Source organism: Sulfitobacter sp. SBS6 (assembly GCF_048285585.1).
Classification (GTDB): Bacteria; Pseudomonadota; Alphaproteobacteria; order Rhodobacterales; family Rhodobacteraceae; genus Sulfitobacter; species Sulfitobacter pontiacus.
Genome location: NZ_JBLWBA010000006.1, coordinates 67,130 through 82,793, shown reverse-complemented (window position 1 = coordinate 82,793; position 15,664 = coordinate 67,130). Strand labels below are relative to the sequence as shown.

15 protein-coding genes are annotated in these 15,664 nt (G+C 60.9%); 10 read left to right on the top strand and 5 right to left on the bottom strand.

Annotated features, from left to right (window positions below):
- Nucleotides 1-14 precede the first annotated feature (14 nt).
- Nucleotides 15-788 carry a type III pantothenate kinase gene (locus tag ACNQ62_RS09305; RefSeq protein WP_009824851.1) on the top strand — a complete coding sequence of 258 codons (774 nt, stop codon included), beginning with the start codon at nucleotides 15-17 and terminating at the stop codon, nucleotides 786-788.
- Between the two features lie 4 nt (nucleotides 789-792).
- The gene (locus ACNQ62_RS09300) at nucleotides 793-2,460 is read left to right on the top strand and encodes a ribonuclease J (RefSeq protein ID WP_418094749.1); all 1,668 of its coding nucleotides are present in this window, start codon (nucleotides 793-795) and stop codon (nucleotides 2,458-2,460) included.
- A gap of 170 nt (nucleotides 2,461-2,630) precedes the next feature.
- On the opposite strand, the gene ACNQ62_RS09295 is transcribed toward ACNQ62_RS09300, so the two are convergent.
- The 3 genes from ACNQ62_RS09295 to ACNQ62_RS09285 form a co-directional block, all read right to left on the bottom strand.
- Nucleotides 2,631-4,250, bottom strand: a complete 1,620-nt coding sequence (locus ACNQ62_RS09295; RefSeq protein ID WP_418094748.1) for a DEAD/DEAH box helicase — start codon at nucleotides 4,248-4,250, stop codon at nucleotides 2,631-2,633.
- Between the two features lie 137 nt (nucleotides 4,251-4,387).
- A complete protein-coding gene (locus ACNQ62_RS09290; RefSeq protein ID WP_243250375.1) occupies nucleotides 4,388-5,332 on the bottom strand; it encodes a glycosyltransferase family 2 protein in 945 nt (314 codons plus the stop codon).
- 42 nt (nucleotides 5,333-5,374) lie between these two features.
- Complete coding sequence (locus ACNQ62_RS09285) at nucleotides 5,375-6,994, bottom strand: peptide chain release factor 3 (RefSeq protein WP_005853943.1); 1,620 nt, start codon at nucleotides 6,992-6,994, stop codon at nucleotides 5,375-5,377.
- Between the two features lie 130 nt (nucleotides 6,995-7,124).
- Here ACNQ62_RS09285 and ACNQ62_RS09280 point away from each other — a divergent pair, with 130 nt between their 5' ends.
- Nucleotides 7,125-7,484 (top strand): SnoaL-like domain-containing protein, encoded by a 360-nt coding sequence (locus ACNQ62_RS09280; RefSeq protein ID WP_418094747.1) that lies wholly within the window; start codon nucleotides 7,125-7,127, stop codon nucleotides 7,482-7,484.
- On the opposite strand, the gene ACNQ62_RS09275 is transcribed toward ACNQ62_RS09280, so the two are convergent.
- The gene (locus ACNQ62_RS09275; RefSeq protein ID WP_005853939.1) at nucleotides 7,485-8,498 is read right to left on the bottom strand and encodes a Hint domain-containing protein; all 1,014 of its coding nucleotides are present in this window, start codon (nucleotides 8,496-8,498) and stop codon (nucleotides 7,485-7,487) included.
- 183 nt (nucleotides 8,499-8,681) lie between these two features.
- Here ACNQ62_RS09275 and ACNQ62_RS09270 point away from each other — a divergent pair, with 183 nt between their 5' ends.
- The 3 genes from ACNQ62_RS09270 (at nucleotide 8,682) to ACNQ62_RS09260 (ending at nucleotide 12,120) form a co-directional block, all read left to right on the top strand.
- On the top strand, nucleotides 8,682-9,461 hold the full coding sequence (locus tag ACNQ62_RS09270) for an SDR family oxidoreductase (RefSeq protein WP_005853937.1): 780 nt from the start codon (nucleotides 8,682-8,684) through the stop codon (nucleotides 9,459-9,461).
- Between the two features lie 153 nt (nucleotides 9,462-9,614).
- Nucleotides 9,615-10,973 carry a sodium:proline symporter gene (locus ACNQ62_RS09265; protein ID WP_418094746.1) on the top strand — a complete coding sequence of 453 codons (1,359 nt, stop codon included), beginning with the start codon at nucleotides 9,615-9,617 and terminating at the stop codon, nucleotides 10,971-10,973.
- Nucleotides 10,974-11,016: 43 nt separating this feature from the next.
- On the top strand, nucleotides 11,017-12,120 hold the full coding sequence (locus ACNQ62_RS09260) for an ABC transporter ATP-binding protein (RefSeq protein WP_005853933.1): 1,104 nt from the start codon (nucleotides 11,017-11,019) through the stop codon (nucleotides 12,118-12,120).
- A 49-nt stretch (nucleotides 12,121-12,169) separates the two neighbouring features.
- Here ACNQ62_RS09260 and ACNQ62_RS09255 read toward each other — a convergent pair whose 3' ends face one another.
- A complete protein-coding gene (locus ACNQ62_RS09255; RefSeq protein ID WP_418094745.1) occupies nucleotides 12,170-12,823 on the bottom strand; it encodes a helix-turn-helix transcriptional regulator in 654 nt (217 codons plus the stop codon).
- 219 nt (nucleotides 12,824-13,042) lie between these two features.
- On the opposite strand from ACNQ62_RS09255, the gene ACNQ62_RS09250 reads away from it, so the two are divergent.
- The 4 genes from ACNQ62_RS09250 to ACNQ62_RS09235 are packed head-to-tail and all read left to right on the top strand — an operon-like array spanning nucleotide 13,043 to nucleotide 15,641.
- Entirely contained in the window at nucleotides 13,043-13,279 is a 237-nt protein-coding gene (locus tag ACNQ62_RS09250; RefSeq protein ID WP_005853930.1) for a twin-arginine translocase TatA/TatE family subunit, read from the top strand.
- A gap of 6 nt (nucleotides 13,280-13,285) precedes the next feature.
- Nucleotides 13,286-13,924, top strand: coding sequence for a Sec-independent protein translocase protein TatB (gene tatB / locus ACNQ62_RS09245; protein ID WP_418094744.1), 639 nt, complete (start codon nucleotides 13,286-13,288; stop codon nucleotides 13,922-13,924).
- Entirely contained in the window at nucleotides 13,921-14,805 is an 885-nt protein-coding gene (gene tatC / locus ACNQ62_RS09240; RefSeq protein WP_184581870.1) for a twin-arginine translocase subunit TatC, read from the top strand. The genes tatB and tatC overlap by 4 nt, the downstream gene beginning before the upstream one ends.
- Entirely contained in the window at nucleotides 14,802-15,641 is an 840-nt protein-coding gene (locus ACNQ62_RS09235; protein ID WP_005853925.1) for an ATP-binding protein, read from the top strand. The genes tatC and ACNQ62_RS09235 overlap by 4 nt, the downstream gene beginning before the upstream one ends.
- The last annotated feature ends 23 nt before the right edge of the window (nucleotides 15,642-15,664 follow it).

Sequence of the window (15,664 nt, the reverse complement as noted above, 5' to 3'; positions counted from 1 at the left end):
CGAAGGGATGTGCCATGCTGTTGGCGATTGACTGCGGAAACACCAATACAGTCTTTTCGATCTGGGACGGGGCGCGGTTCCTCGGGACGTGGCGGACCTCTACCGAATGGCAGCGTACCTCTGACCAATATTACGTCTGGCTCAGCACCTTGATGAAGTTTCAGGGCGTCGAGGCAGATATCACCGATGTCATCATCAGCTCGACCGTGCCGCGGGTGGTGTTCAACCTGCGCGTTCTGGCGGACCGCTATTTTGACACGCGGCCCATTGTGGTGGGCAAACCCGATTGCCTGCTACCGGTGGATGTCCGCGTTGACGAAGGCACCGCCGTGGGGCCTGACCGTCTGGTCAACACGGTGGCGGGGCATGATCTTTATGGCGGTGATCTGATCATTGTCGATTTCGGCACGGCGACGACCTTTGATGTGGTCGATACGGACGGGGCCTATATCGGCGGGGTGATTGCCCCCGGTGTAAACCTGAGCCTTGAGGCATTGCATAACGCCGCAGCGGCCTTACCTCATGTAGACATCTCGAAACCACAGGCGGTGATTGGTACAAATACCGTCTCTTGCATACAATCGGGCATTTTTTGGGGTTATGTTGGCCTCGTCCGTGAGATATGTGCCCGAATAAAGGCTGAGCGCGGCCGCGAAATGCGCGTGATTGCCACAGGCGGGCTGGCCCCGCTCTTTCAACAGACAGTCGATCTGTTTGATGCATACCAAGATGATTTGACGATGCACGGCCTGACCGTGATTTATAACTATAACAAGGATACCGCTTAGTCATATGAGCAGCGAAAGATTGATCTATCTGCCCCTCGGTGGGGCAGGTGAAATTGGCATGAATGCCTATGTTTATGGATACGGGAAACCCGGTAAGGAGCGGCTGATTGTTGTCGACCTTGGCGTGGCCTTCCCCGACATGGACACAAGCCCCGGCGTGGATCTGATCATCCCCGATATCGCCTGGCTTGAAGAACGCCGCGACCAGATCGAGGCGATTTTCATCACCCACGCCCACGAAGACCATATCGGTGCCGTGGCCCATACCTATGACCGCCTGCGCGCGCCGATCTATACGCGGAAATTCACCGCCAATATCGCCAAGCGCAAGATGGACGAATACGGCCACCCCGACGATGCGGTGACCACCGTGGCCCCTTGGCCGCAGCAAACGACTGTAGGGCCGTTCAAAGTGGGCTTCCTGCCCATGTCCCACTCCATCCCTGAATCGTCGTCGCTGGTGATCGACGTGGCCGGCGATCGGCTGATCCACTCGGGCGACTTCAAGATCGACATGACACCCGGCGTTGGTGAACCCTACGACCCCGAACTTTGGGCCGACGTGTCCAAAGACGGCGTCAAGGCGCTGATCTGTGACAGTACCAACGTCTTCTCGCAGCATGCAGGCCGGTCCGAAGCGACCGTCGGGCCAGAGATTGAAAAGCTGCTCGGCACCGCGCAGGGTATGGTCGTCGCGACGACCTTTGCCTCTAACGTCGCGCGTGTGAAAACGCTGGCGGATGCGGGCGAACGGGCAGGGCGGTCGGTTGTGCTGCTGGGACGTGCGATGAAACGCATGGTCGAAGCCTCGCTTGAAACCGGCGTGATGAAGGACTTCCCCCCGGTCGTGAGCCCGGAAGAAGCCCGCGGCATTCCGCGCGAGAACCTGATGCTGCTGGTAACAGGTTCGCAAGGGGAGCGCCGTGCGGCGTCGGCACAGCTGGCACGCGGTAAATACATGGGGTTGGAAATGAAGGAAGGGGACATGTTCCTATTCTCCTCCAAAACCATTCCGGGCAACGAGCGTGGCGTGATCAAGGTGATCAACGCATTCTCGGAGATGGGCGTTGATATCGTCGACGACAGCTCGGGTCTGTATCACGTGTCGGGCCACGCCAACCGTCCCGATCTGGAAACGCTGCATGACGTGGTCAAGCCGCAGATTCTGATCCCGATGCATGGTGAGCACCGCCACCTGCGTGAGCACACCAAAATCGCCAACGCCAAGGGGATGAAGGGTGTTCTGGCCGTTAACGGCATGATGATCGACCTGTCGGGCAACGAGCCCAAGGTCGTTGAATATGTCGACAGCGGGCGGACTTACCTTGATGGCTCTACCCAGATTGGCGCGATGGATGGCGTTGTGCGCGACCGTATCCGCATGGCGCTGAACGGCCACGTCACCGTGACCGTCATCCTGGACGAGAATGACGAAGTCTTGGGCGATCCTTGGGTCGATGCCATGGGTCTGCCAGAGCAAGGGCGATCCAAAGCCTCGCTGGTTGACGTGCTGGAAGCCGATCTGGCCCAGTTCCTTGGCCGTGCTAATGCCAAGACCCTGCGCGACGACGACAAGCTGCACGATGGGTTGAAGCGCACTGTGCGTCAGTCCGCCAACGATGAGATCGGCAAAAAGCCCGAGGTTACCATCGTGGTCAGCCGCCTGAGCTAAAACGCTCTCACGCTAAATAGAAACGCCGCGCAGCCCCCTGCGCGGCGTTTTGCGTTTGTAGGGCAGGGTGTGGCGCGTCGGAGCAGCTGCAAGGCAAAAGGGTAACCATAAAGAAAAAGGCGCAGAAGATGCTCTGCGCCTTTAATCGTTTCTGTCAGTGGTGCGCGGGGTTATTCGCGACGCTCGGCAAAGCTTAGGCCGATGAACTCGGGCGTGTGATCGCCCAGACCGACGACGCGGTTGTCGTTGCGGTTGTTCTGCTGACGGTTGTTGTCATTGCGGTTGTTATCACCACGCCCGCCACGGCCACCGCGACGGTTGTTGGGTTTGTCGTCCTGAGCGGTGTCTGCCTTTTGGGCAGGGGCCTTGTCTGCAGACTCCTTGGCTGGTTTGTCCGACTTTTTGTCTTGCGGCTTTGCATCAGATTTGGCGTCCGCTTTGGCATCGGGTTTGTCAGCTTTGGGGCTGTCCGCCTGCGCCGTCTCTGTCTGTTCAGCGTCAACCTTAGCCGCATCAGGCTTTTTACGGCTGCGCGTGCGGGTGCGTTTGGGCTTCTCAGATTTGGTCGCCTCATCGGATTTCGCAGCGGGGGCATCGGCTGTCTTGGCCTCTGCCGCTGGGGCCACTTTTGCCTCCGAACCGCCCAAGGGGTTGTCGAGGCGTGGGATCTCGCGCTGTACCAGACGTTCAACGTCCTCGAGGTTCTTTTCGTCCCGCGGGACGCAGATCATGATCGCCTTGCCATCACGTCCCGCGCGACCCGTGCGGCCGATCCGGTGCACGTAATCCTCGGCATGGGAGGGCACGTCGTAGTTATACACGTGGCTGACCGACGGCACATCAAGACCGCGCGCCGCCACGTCAGAGGCAACAAGGAAGCGCAGATCGCCGTTGCGGAACCCTTCCAGTGTTTTGGTCCGCTGGCTTTGATCAAGATCCCCATGGATCGGAGCCGCGTCATAGCCGTATTTTTTCAACGACTTAGCGACCGTATCCACATCCATCTTGCGGTTGCAGAAGATGATCGCGTTGGTGCATTTGTCGCCTTCGGCGTCGATCAACGCGCGCAGCACTTTGCGTTTTTCCGTCGCTTCGCGGTCCTTGCGCGAGGCTTTGAACATCAGCACGCCTTGCTCGATATTCTCGCTCGTGGTGGCCTGACGGGCGACTTCGATACGCTCGGGCGCAGAGAGGAAGGTGTTCGTAATCCGCTCGATCTCGGGGGCCATCGTGGCCGAGAAGAACAGCGTCTGACGGGTAAAGGGCGTCATCTGGAAGATGCGTTCGATATCGGGGATGAACCCCATATCCAGCATCCGGTCGGCCTCGTCTACGACCATGATCTTCACGTCGGACAAGATCAGCTTGCCGCGCTCAAAGTGGTCGATCAGACGGCCGGGCGTGGCGATCAAAACGTCAACGCCCTTGTCGATCAGCTTGTCCTGCTCTCCGAACGACACGCCGCCGATCAGCAGCGCTTTGGTCAGTTTCAGGTGCTTGGTATAGGTGTCGAAGTTCTCGGCCACCTGTGCCGCCAGTTCCCGCGTGGGGCACAGCACCAGACTGCGCGGCATCCGGGCGCGGGCGCGGCCACGGGCAAGCAGGGTGATCATGGGCAGGGTAAAGCTGGCAGTTTTGCCGGTGCCTGTTTGGGCGATTCCCAAGACGTCCTTGCCTTCAAGGGCAGGGGGGATCGCGCCGGCCTGAATTGGCGTGGGGGTTTCATACCCGGCCTCATCAATGGCTTTCAGGACTTTAGGATTAAGGTTTAGATCAGAAAATTTTGTCATGTGTGTCCGATGATAGCGGACATACACTTGGCCCGCGGCAGCATTCATGTCGGCCCGCATGGCCCGAGGGGCGGAGGCTCTCCGCGACATGTTCTGCACCCATTAACAAAGACTCCCCGTCGCGTCAAATGGATGCGCTAAAGCCCTGTGAAACGGGGGAAATGTGTTGCCAGTTGGTTGGGCAGCGCCAGATCAACCTCGCGTAGCAGCCCGTGGTCGCGCAGGCGGCTGCGTAATTCCGGTGTATCTGCGCAGACTTCGTCGAAAAACGCGCGCAACCCGTCCTCTCCGCTTTCACTCTCTATCATCGAGAAAAGGTCATTGAGCGACAGACCGCCTTGATCATAGGGGCGGTTGGGGCGCAGTTCGGGGCGGTAGCTGCCCTTGGTGACGCGGTAGCGGTAAGCGGCGATCCAGTCGTCCCATGTTTTCGCATGGGCATGGGCCAGCGTGATCTCGGGCGGAGCGTCGTGACAGTCCAGCATCTCGCCCTTTTGAAAGACGTTGTGGATACGCAGATGCATATTCGGCAGCCCCGTGCGGACAAATACCTTGCCCGCAAGATGGCTGAGAAACCCGCCCTTCAAATAAGCGCCATAGGTCGGATAAAGCTCTGCCACAATGCGCGCGCGGTCGGGGCCCGCGGGGATGAACCCCTTGAACGCCGTCGGATCGCCTGAAAGCTGCTCCATCGGGCGGATGCGGGTGGCGGGCGCAGCTTGCGGGATATCGGCCAGAATGTCAGCGATCGGGCGGTCTGCGACCAGATACTCGTCCGCGTCCATGTGGATCAGCCAGTCCACCTCGCGGCGGCGGTTGTAGGCATGGGTCGCGTTTGCCGTCTGGCGTTGCTGGTGGGCGTCTGGCCGGTCACGTTTGCGCTGCTTCCAATAGCGCGCGTCGCAGGTGATGACGCGGATCTTGGGGTGGGCGTCCAGATGGGCAAAGGCCTCGTCATTGGGCGCATCCAGATAGATGTAAAGCCGCTGCGCGCCCGCCGCCAGATGATAGGCGGCGAACTGCAATATGTCGCGCGTCGGTGCCAGAATGGTAGAGGCGATGCCCCATGTCACATCAGTCATGGGGCCAGTTTGCGGTGCGTCGGTCGGGCTGGCAAGCCCAAGTCAGACCATCATTTCCTTGGTCGCGGTCAGGCGCACATCGGGGTAATCGCGGTCCACACGGTCGATATCCCATTGCAGCCGCGTCAGGTAAACGATGTCGCCATCGTGGTCATGGGCGATATGCTGTTTGTTGGCTTCTGTAAACTTATCAACGGCTTGTCGGTCACCGTTCACCCAGCGAGCCGAGGTGAACTGCGATTGTTCGAACCGCACTGGCAGCCCGTATTCCAGCTCGATCCGGCTGGCGAGCACTTCGAACTGTAGCTGCCCGACGACGCCCACAACAAAGCCCGAGCCGATGGCGGGTTTAAAGACCTTCGCTGCACCTTCTTCGGCGAATTGCATCAGCGCTTTCTCAAGGTGTTTCGATTTCATCGGATCGCCCGCGCGCACGCCCTGCAACAGCTCTGGCGCGAAGGACGGGATGCCACTGACGCGGATCGCCTCGCCCTCGGTCAGGGTGTCACCGATGCGCAGCTGCCCGTGGTTGGGAATGCCGATGATGTCACCGGCCCATGCTTCCTCTGCCAGTTCGCGGTCGGCGGCAAGGAACATCACGGGGTTGGTGACAGACATGGTTTTCTTGGACCGCACATGGGTCAGTTTCATGCCACGGGTAAAATGACCCGACGCCAGACGGACAAAGGCCACGCGGTCGCGGTGCTTGGGGTCCATGTTCGCCTGAACCTTGAAGACAAAGCCGGAAACCTTTGGTTCTTCAGGTAAAATCTGTCTTGGCTCTGCCGATTGAATCTGCGGTTCGGGGCCGTAGGTGGCGATGCCGTCCATCAGTTCCTTGACGCCAAAGCTGTTGATCGCAGAGCCGAACCAGATCGGTGTCAGCGACCCTTCGGCCATCAGCGCCGCATCCAGCGGCGGCATCAGCTCGCGGACCATTTCAAGGTCTTCGCGCAGTTTTTCAAGCAAGGCGGCGGGCACGTGTTCGGCCAGCTTCGGGTCATCCAACCCTTCGATCGCAATGCTTTCGGCGACCTTGTTCCGGTCCGCACGGTCCATCAGTTCAAGCCGGTCGCGCAGGATGTCGTAGCAGCCGATAAAGTCGCGGCCCACGCCGATGGGCCAGCTTGCAGGGGTCACATCAATGGCAAGGTTTTCCTGAATTTCGTCGATGATCTCGAAGACATCGCGGCTTTCGCGGTCCATCTTGTTACAGAATGTCAGGATCGGCAGGTCGCGCATGCGGCAGACCTCGAACAGCTTTTGCGTCTGGCTTTCCACGCCTTTCGCGCCGTCAATCACCATCACGGCCGCGTCAACAGCGGTCAGCGTGCGGTAGGTATCTTCGGAAAAGTCAGAGTGGCCGGGCGTATCCACAAGGTTAAAGCGGAAATTCGTGCCCTTGTTCATGAAATCGAACGACATAGCCGAAGCCGAGACAGAGATACCGCGGTCTTTTTCCATCGCCATAAAGTCAGAGCGGGTGCGACGCGCTTCACCTTTGGCGCGGACCTGACCGGCCATCTGGATCGCCCCGCCGAACAGCAGGAATTTCTCTGTCAGCGTGGTTTTCCCCGCATCGGGGTGGGAAATGATCGCAAAGGTGCGACGCCGAGCGATTTCGGCAGGCAAAGCGGGGCGGTTTGAGGGGGTATCCAACATGGATTGGCATATATCCACGCCCGTACACACGCGCAAGTCTGCTTGGATCAGCCGCGTGCTTGCATTTTCTTGGGGGTCGGCGCGAAACTGCGGTATGATGGGGGTAGATGAAACCAGAGGGGGTGTGACAATGGAACTGAAAGAGATCGCAGATGCGTTGGTAAAAGGCTGCCGCGAGGGCCACGAGGTGGCGAACCTTGATCGGCTTTATGCGCAGGACGCCGTGTCGGTTGAAGGGATGGACCACGGAAACGGGCGCGAGACGCAGGGCCTCGACGGCATCAAGGGCAAGCATGCGTGGTGGGACAGCGCGATGGAGGTGACGCGTCAGAATGTCAGCGACCCGATGCTCCACGGCGATGACCGCTTTGCCGTCATCTTTGATGTTGCGGCGCGCGAAAAGGACAGCGGCACCGAGATGGAGATGAAAGAGGTCGCCATCTACCACGTGGCCAATGGCAAGATTGTGCGCGAGGAATTCTTTGGCTGATCAGCGCATGCTGGCGCGGCGCAGCAGTTCAGCTGCGTCGGGGCGGTCCAGCAGGGGTTCCGACACATCCAGCCCCGCATGGGGAAGGTCGGAATGGCCGGGGATGACATCGCCCATGGCGTCCGACAGCTCTTGCGGCAGCACGCCTTTGGTGCGGCTGTCGATCAGCATGGATTCCGCCGCGATGCCTTCGGCATAGATGATCTGGTGACCGTCAAACAGCAGTTGGAAATAGTCGACGAAGCCGCCGTCCTGCACCCGTACCGTATCGCCGTTGACCAGATGGCGGACCTTGACCAGCAGCTCTGACCGGCCGGCGCCCAGACGGTCTTCGCGTTGGTAGATGAACAGGCGGTGATCGGGGCTGACGATCAGGTCATTGTCGTTGTTCAACGTGCCCGCGTTGATGCAGATCGGGGCGAATTCGCCAACCGCGCGCACGGTGCTTTGTCCGATCCAGCGGATCGCCTGCACACCGTCATCGCGGGTCAGGACCTTGTCACCGACGCAGAGTTCCTCGATCGGGCGCTGCTCACCGGTGGCCATGGTGATATGCGTGCCGCGGGTGAAGGACACACAGGCCACTTGTGCGAACTTCTGGCGCATCGTCTCGGTGTCGATGCCAACCAGCCGGTATTCCACTTTCGACGACAGCGCGCTGAGCGGGATGAGATAGATCGCTTCGGCATGGCCGTCATCGGCCACTTCGACCAGCAGGATCGCATCGTTGATCTGCCCGTCAGGCGACATGAAGGTCAGCGCGCAATCCAGATGCAGGGCGGCCCCGCTGGTGCCGGTTTGCGTATCGGGCGCGATCGACAGGCTGCCATCCGGTGCCGTCTGGATCGACAGGCGCACTGGTTCCGCCCCGTAGGACAGCTCGTACACATCATCCAGCAACAGTTCCGAGGCAAAAGACAGCGTGTCGCCCATATTCGCACCATCCGTCGCCGTGAATTGCGTCGCACGAAAGACAGGGACGCTTTGCGGAGGGGAAGGGCGGGGCGAGGTCATGGGGCGGGCCTTTGCGCGCGAACGGTGAATGATATCGGGGCCGGCAGTCACACAACTGCCGGTGGTTCTTGTCTCTTTGCCATAGGATTGTGTCCCATTCGGGTCAAGCCTTTGGCCTTTTGCTGGCATTGTCCGCGAAGACAGTGCTACGACTTGCGCGAACACTAACCGGGAGAGATCGCTATGGATCTGGGAATCAAGGGAAAACGCGCATTGGTTTGCGCATCGTCAAAGGGCCTCGGCCTGGGCTGCGCAGAGGCGCTGGCCGAAGCGGGTGTGGATCTGGTGATGAACGCACGCGGTGCCGCTGATCTGGAAACAGCCGCCGAACGCATCCGTCAGGACTATGGCGTCGAGGTCACCACCATCGCCGCCGATATCGCCACGGATGAAGGCCAGAAGCTGGTGCTGGAGGCCGCGGGCCAGATCGACATTCTGGTCAATAACGCAGGTGGCCCACCCCCCGGCATGTGGAGCGATTGGGACCGCGAGGATTTCATCAAGGCGCTCGATGCGAACATGCTGGCCCCCATCGCGATGATCAAGGCACTGGTGCCTGCGATGATGGACCGTGGCTGGGGCCGCGTCGTCAACATCACCTCGCAATCCGTACGCGCTCCGATCGGCGTTCTGGGGCTCAGCAACTCGGCACGTACCGGTCTGACCGGCTATGTCGCGGGCACCTCGCGTCAGGTCGCGGGCAAGGGTGTCACGATCAACAACCTGCTGCCCGGCATCCACGCCACCGACCGCGCCGATGCACTGGATGGCGGCGTCGTCAAACAAAAGGGCATCACGCTGGAAGAGGCCCGCACCGAGCGCGCATCGACGATTCCCGCAGGGCGCTATGGCACGCGGCATGAATTCGGCGCGGCCTGTGCTTTCCTGTGCTCGCAACACGCGGGATTTATCGTCGGGCAGAACTTGCTGCTGGACGGCGGGGCGACCAATATCACGATGTAAGGGCGAGGGCCGGGCGCTGCGATGCCCGCGCGGCACGCGCGCCCGTCTGACATATTTCATCACGTTTACGACAGACCGCCGCGCAACAGATAGCGCGGCGGTTTTTGCTAGGCTACCCATGGACGTTGCTGTCCCTTTCAAAGGTATTCTCGGATGTCCCCCATTGTTCTGTTTGTTCTCTTCGGTGCCATCATCGCCGCAAGTCTGCTGGCCGCACCGCGCCGCGCCTCGGTCGAGGGGTTCTTTGGCGGGATGACGGCCCAAGGCGGTGCGCCGGGGCTTTGGACGCTGGTGCTCAGCCAGGTCACCACATGGATTTTCGCGCGCAGCCTGATGAACGCGGCGATCCTGGGATATTACTACGGCATCGCGGGCACGCTGGCCTATGCGGCCTATTACGGGTCTTTCCTGACCGGGGGCTTTATCGTCGGGCGTCTGCGCCAGAACGGCGCCATGTCGGTGCAGGATTGGCTGGGCGCGGGCTTTGGCGGGGCGGGCAATGCCTGCTATAATCTGGTCATCGCGCTGCGGCTTTTGTCCGAGGTGTTTGCCAATCTGCTGGTGGTGGGGCTGATCTTTAACGCCGTGCTGGCGGGCAGCGGCACGCCTGCGATCCTGATCGTGGCGCTCGTGGGGCTGGGTTATTCCGCTTGGGGCGGGCTAAGTGCCGCGCTGCGCACCGATGTGGTGCAGATGGTCGTGTTCCTCGTGGTTTTCGGTGTCGCCTTTGTGGCGCTGGTCGTGTCGCCCGGCTTTGATCTGGGGGCGGTTGTCACGGCACCGGGGACCGCAGGGGCCTATAACGGCTGGGTCTTGCTGGCCGTGGCGCTGTTGCAGGTGTTTTCCTACCCCGCGCATGATCCTGTGATGATGGACCGCGGGTTTATCGCCGACCCGGAGGTGACGCGCCGGTCCTTTCTGCATGCCTTCTGGATCTCGACCCTGTGTATCATCGGCTTCGGGTTCTTCGGCATTCAGGCGAGCCTTGTCGGTGCGGCCTACGAGGGCGAGCTGATCGGCACCTGGGCCACGATGTTTCCTGCGTGGGTGTTTGTGGCGCTGATGATTTCGCTGCTGGTTTCAGCGCTGAGCACGCTGGATTCCGCGCTCTCGTCTGCCGCGCGTCTGGTGGTTGAAGAGCTGAAGCTCGCACCGCGTAGCCTGAACGGCGGGCGGATCGTGATGCTGGGCTTTATGGTCGCGGGCACGATGCTGACGCTCTGGGGCAATGCGACGCTGTTCGACGCGGTGGCTGTGTCGGGTACTGCGTCGATGTTCCTGACGCCGGTGCTGGTGGTCGGGCTGGTGATGCAGCGGCAGATCGCCCTATGGGCCTATCTGGCGGCCTTCGGTGCGGCGATGATCGGGGCTTTTGCCTATTTTGCCCGTGCGTGGCCCGCCTTTGCCGCGGTGCTGCCAGAGGGGCATAAATACGAACAGCTTTTGGTGATTTGTGTGGTCGTTCTGGTCGCAGGCTTCGCGGCGGTGCTTGCGGGCGCGCGGCGGGGCTGATAGCGGTCGATCCCGAGCGAATTGATCGGATTAGACTGCGCCCATGACTGAAGTGACTGACGTGCACCCGAGACTGGAAATCAAGAACCTGCAGCGCGCCTATGGCGGGCGGGCCGTCGTGGATGATGTCAGCCTGAAAATCATGCCGGGGCAGGTGACCTGCCTTCTGGGGCCATCGGGCTGTGGCAAGTCGACCACCCTGCGGATGATCGCCGGCGTCGAGATGCAGGACAGCGGTACGATCCACGTTGATGGCAAGCTGATCTGTGACACGGTTTTCCGCGTGCCCCCCGAACGGCGCGAGATCGGGTTGATGTTCCAGGATTTCGCGCTGTTTCCGCATCTTAGCGTGGCCGACAACGTGGGCTTTGGCCTGAAAACCGGCACCAAGGCCGAACGCCGCGCCCGTATCGAGGAACTGCTTGAGCGTGTGGACCTGCTGCGGTTCATCGACGGCTATCCGCATCAACTGTCGGGGGGCGAACAACAGCGCGTGGCGCTGGCGCGTGCCTTGGCCCCGCGGCCCAAGATCATGCTGATGGACGAGCCCTTCTCGGGTCTTGATAACCGGCTGCGCGATGACATCCGGGACGAGACTTTGGGCATCCTGAAAGAGGAAGGTACCGCCGTCTTGCTGGTCACCCACGAGCCCGAGGAAGCCATGCGCATGGCAGACGAGATCGCCTTGATGCGCGATGGCAAGATCGTGCAGCAGGGGGCCCCCTATAACGTGTATACGCGTCCCGTCGACCGCGCGTCGGTGGCGTTTTTCTCGGACGCGAATGTGCTGCGGGCCGAGGTGTCTGGGGCGCTGGCGCATACGGTCTTTGGCCGGTTTCTGGCCCCCGGCGTGCCGGACGGGACACAGGTGGATATCGTGTTCCGCCCCCAGCATTTGCGCATCGACTTTGACCGTGCGGGCAAGGGGCCGTTGCCAACCTCGACCGATGGCACCGCAGCCCGCGCCGTTGTTGCGCGTGCGCGTTTCATGGGGAATGAAAGTCTCGTGGAGTTTGTCATGGACCATGACGGCAGCACCCTGCGCGCCACCGTGCCCAATGTCTTTTTGCCGCAGCCCGGGGCCGTCATGTGGCTGACCGTGCGCCGCGATCGTTGTTTTGTTTTTCCGGTGCATGCGGCAGGGTAGACCGCTGGCGGCTGCCCCTGTGGCACCGCGGGATGCCTTCGGCGAGGATTTAATCCATTTGGAAGACGGGCGGCGCGGTGAATAGCGCGGGCAGCGGGTGTGTCGCCTCGATCAGGTCAAGCCGCAGGGTGGTGTTTTGCCCTTTGATTTCGTCCCAACCTGACAGGGTCCAACTGCGGGCGGCATGGCTGAGCCTGTAGGGGTGGAGCACCAGCGTTTCGAGCGTGCCATCGTCGGCGTTATAGACGATCCTGAGTTTCTGGCGCGCGCGGATTGCGGCGCGCAGCACGGGCAGATGTCCCATCCCCCGCGCGGCATTGGCGAAAGGGTGTTCGATGCGCTGCCAGTCCTGCGTTGCGGGCTGTGCGGTCTCGGGCAAGGCCGCATCGATTTTTTGCGCCAGAGAGGTCGCGGCGGCCTGTAGGTCGGGGTCGGTTGTTTCAAGCACAACGGCGAGGGCGAGTTGCAACGCCTCTATCTCTTCGGGGGAGAGGGATAGCGGCGGCAGTACCGTCGCCGGTGTCAGCCGGTAGCCTGCGCCACGGGTGCCGGTGATCGCAACGCCCGACGCCTGCAGCCGCGCGATGTCGCGGTAGAGCGTGCGCAAGGACACGCCCGCCGCCTGCGCCATATCCTCGGCCCGGTGAAGCTGGTGGTCGCCCAAGAGGGAGAGCAGGGAAAACAATCGATCGCTGCGGCGCATGGTTTCTATGTGCCACACAGGCGGGCAGGGTGCAAGGCAACTGCCAAAAAACTGTCAGGAGTGTTGGGGCGGTCGTCGGAGGGCGTAAATTTTGCGGGGCCGCGCGTCGAGGTCATCGCTTTGGCCCTTCAAGCTGCCAGAGCAGGGGCCTAAAAAGAGACAGAGTTTACCGGCGGGGGCAGTCCCTCTGCCTCACATTCGGAATATGGAGTTGAGACTATGTTGAACAATATCGGCCTTCCGGGTCTTTTGCTGATTGCCGTTGTGGTGCTGGTCCTGTTCGGGCGCGGCAAGATTTCCAGCCTGATGGGCGAAGTCGGCAAGGGCATCACCAGCTTTAAGAAAGGCATCAGCGAAGGCGAAGATGACGTGAAAAACGGCGACAAGGACACTGCCGAGCTGAGCGATGACACCGTTGTTGTCACCGACACGAAGACCGACAAGGACCGGGTGTAATCTCTCATGTTTGATATGGGGTGGTCAGAGCTGTTGGTCGTTGGCGTTGTCGCGCTGATTGTGGTGGGTCCCAAGGACCTGCCCGTGCTGTTTCGCAAGGTCGGCCAGTTTGTGGGCAAGGCCAAGGGGATGGCGCGCGAGTTCAGCAATGCGATGAATGATGCCGCCGATGACACGGGCATGCGCGAGATGTCGTCCAGTTTGAACAAGACGTTGAAAACCGCGACGAACCCGCTGGGATCGGCGATGGACGAAGTGAAGTCAGCGACCAAATCCCTGTCCAAATTCGACCCCGAAAGCGAGACGGGCAAACTGGCCTCGCAGCGGGCCGAGGATGTCAAGAAGATCCAGGCCGCCACCGCCCGTGCCGGTGCCGAGCGCAAGCAGCGTGAAGCTGCCGAAGCGCTGGCACAGGCCGACGCCGCAGAGGCCAAACTGGCGACACCCGCCGCCGCGCCGCAGATCGAGAAGCCGGCGGCGAAAGCTCCTGCCAAGAAAGCGCCAGCCAAGACGGCAGCTGCCGCCAAAACGCCAGCTAAAGCCACGCCCGCGAAGAAGCCTGCCGCCAAGAAACCTGCCGCAACGAAACCTGTGGCCAAGAAAGCCGCGCCCAAAGCGCCAGCGGCCAAAAAGAGTGACACATGAGTGCATCAGACGATATTGACGACAGCGCCGCCCCGCTGATCGAGCATCTGGCCGAGCTGCGCACGCGGCTGATCCATTCGGTGATCGCCTTTATCATCGGCATGGTGATCTGTTTTACCGTTTGGAATCCGATCTTTAACTTCCTGACAAATCCTTTGTGTTCGGCTATGGCCGAGCGCGGGCAGGAAGACTGCGGGTTGATCCTGATCAAGCTGCAAGAGGGCTTTTTCGTCGCCATCTCTATCTCTTTGCTGGGCGGGCTGGTGCTGGGCTTTCCCTATATCAGCTACCAGCTGTGGCGCTTCGTGGCACCGGGGCTTTACAAGAACGAGAAGGGCGCGTTTCTGCCCTTCCTGATCTCGAGCCCGCTGATGTTCTTTTTGGGCGCGTCCTTTGCCTTTTATATCGTGACACCGCTGGCTTTCGATTTCTTTCTTGGTTTCCAGCAGGCGGGCACGCTTGTCGGCGAGGGGACGGATAACGCAGGCGGGATCGCGGCCATCGCGTTCCAGGGGTCGGCTCAGGAGTATCTGAGCCTGACGATCAAGTTCATCGTGGCCTTTGGCCTGTGCTTTCAGCTGCCCGTATTGCTGACCCTGATGGGCAAGGCCGGTCTGGTCAGCGCCGAAGGGCTTGGCAACGTGCGCAAATATGCGGTGGTTGGTATTCTGGTGCTGGCCGCACTTGTCACGCCGCCGGATGTGATCACCCAAGGGATCCTGTTTGTTGTGGTCTACGGGCTTTACGAAATCTCTATCTTTCTTGTAGGGCGGGTTGAACGCAAACGAGAAGAGCAGCTGCGCGCAGACGGGTATTATGACGACGAATATGATGACCCGATCCTCGCAGAGTTCGAAGAGGATGAGGACGACCTGAAGTGAACCGTGACCCGATGGACCGTATTGCAGCGGCGTTGGAGAGGATGTCTCCTCCGCCGCTGAAAACCCCGGATTTTGATGTAGCGGGGGCCTTTGTCTGGCAGACAGGGCCGGACCATCTGGCACCGGTCGAAACGGTCAGCAAGGTTGATCTGTCGCTGCTGGTTGGGGTGGATCGTGCGCGCGACACGTTGCTGGCCAACACGATGCAATTCGCCGCTGGTCTGCCCGCCAACAACGCCCTGCTGTGGGGCGCGCGCGGGATGGGCAAGTCGAGCCTTGTGAAAGCCGTGCACGCCCATGTCCGAGAGACGCACGACCGTCTGCGCATCGTGGAACTGCAACGCGAGGACTTGCCATCGGTGGGCCGTCTGCTGAGCCTGCTGCGCGGTGCACGGCAACGGTTTATCCTGTATTGCGATGATCTGAGCTTTGGTCATGATGACGCGCATTACAAGTCGCTGAAGGCGGTGCTGGATGGCGGGATCGAGGGGCGGCCAGAGAATGTCGTGCTTTATGCCACGTCGAACCGACGGCATCTGATGCCCCGTGACATGATCGAGAACGAACGTGGCTCTGCTATCAACCCCGCCGAGGCGGTGGAAGAGAAAGTATCGCTGTCGGATCGCTTCGGGCTGTGGCTGGGCTTCCATCCCTGCGACCAGAAACAGTATCTGGATATGATCCGCGGCTATTGCGAGGCTTATGGGGTCGAGATTGACGCCAAGACCCTGCACGCCGAGGCGATCGAATGGCAAGCGACCCGTGGCGCGCGGTCGGGCCGTGTGGCCTGGCAGTACTTCGTTGATCTGGCAGGGCGTCGCGGCGTCGCGCTGTAAGCGATAAGCGGCCTGCACAAAAG

Bases quoted from the DNA above. Each gene is read 5' to 3' on its own strand.
- ACNQ62_RS09305 (WP_009824851.1), top strand. From the start codon at position 15: ATGCTGTTGGCGATTGACTGCGGAAACACCAATACAGTCTTTTCGATC.
- ACNQ62_RS09300 (WP_418094749.1), top strand. From the start codon at position 793: ATGAGCAGCGAAAGATTGATCTATCTGCCCCTCGGTGGGGCAGGTGAA.
- ACNQ62_RS09290 (WP_243250375.1), bottom strand. From the start codon at position 5,332: ATGACTGATGTGACATGGGGCATCGCCTCTACCATTCTGGCACCGACG.
- ACNQ62_RS09275 (WP_005853939.1), bottom strand. From the start codon at position 8,498: ATGACCTCGCCCCGCCCTTCCCCTCCGCAAAGCGTCCCTGTCTTTCGT.
- ACNQ62_RS09270 (WP_005853937.1), top strand. From the start codon at position 8,682: ATGGATCTGGGAATCAAGGGAAAACGCGCATTGGTTTGCGCATCGTCA.
- ACNQ62_RS09265 (WP_418094746.1), top strand. From the start codon at position 9,615: ATGTCCCCCATTGTTCTGTTTGTTCTCTTCGGTGCCATCATCGCCGCA.
- ACNQ62_RS09260 (WP_005853933.1), top strand. From the start codon at position 11,017: ATGACTGAAGTGACTGACGTGCACCCGAGACTGGAAATCAAGAACCTG.
- ACNQ62_RS09255 (WP_418094745.1), bottom strand. From the start codon at position 12,823: ATGCGCCGCAGCGATCGATTGTTTTCCCTGCTCTCCCTCTTGGGCGAC.
- tatB (WP_418094744.1), top strand. From the start codon at position 13,286: ATGTTTGATATGGGGTGGTCAGAGCTGTTGGTCGTTGGCGTTGTCGCG.
- ACNQ62_RS09295 (WP_418094748.1), bottom strand. From the start codon at position 4,250: ATGACAAAATTTTCTGATCTAAACCTTAATCCTAAAGTCCTGAAAGCC.
- tatC (WP_184581870.1), top strand. From the start codon at position 13,921: ATGAGTGCATCAGACGATATTGACGACAGCGCCGCCCCGCTGATCGAG.
- ACNQ62_RS09280 (WP_418094747.1), top strand. From the start codon at position 7,125: ATGGAACTGAAAGAGATCGCAGATGCGTTGGTAAAAGGCTGCCGCGAG.
- ACNQ62_RS09250 (WP_005853930.1), top strand. From the start codon at position 13,043: ATGTTGAACAATATCGGCCTTCCGGGTCTTTTGCTGATTGCCGTTGTG.
- ACNQ62_RS09285 (WP_005853943.1), bottom strand. From the start codon at position 6,994: ATGTTGGATACCCCCTCAAACCGCCCCGCTTTGCCTGCCGAAATCGCT.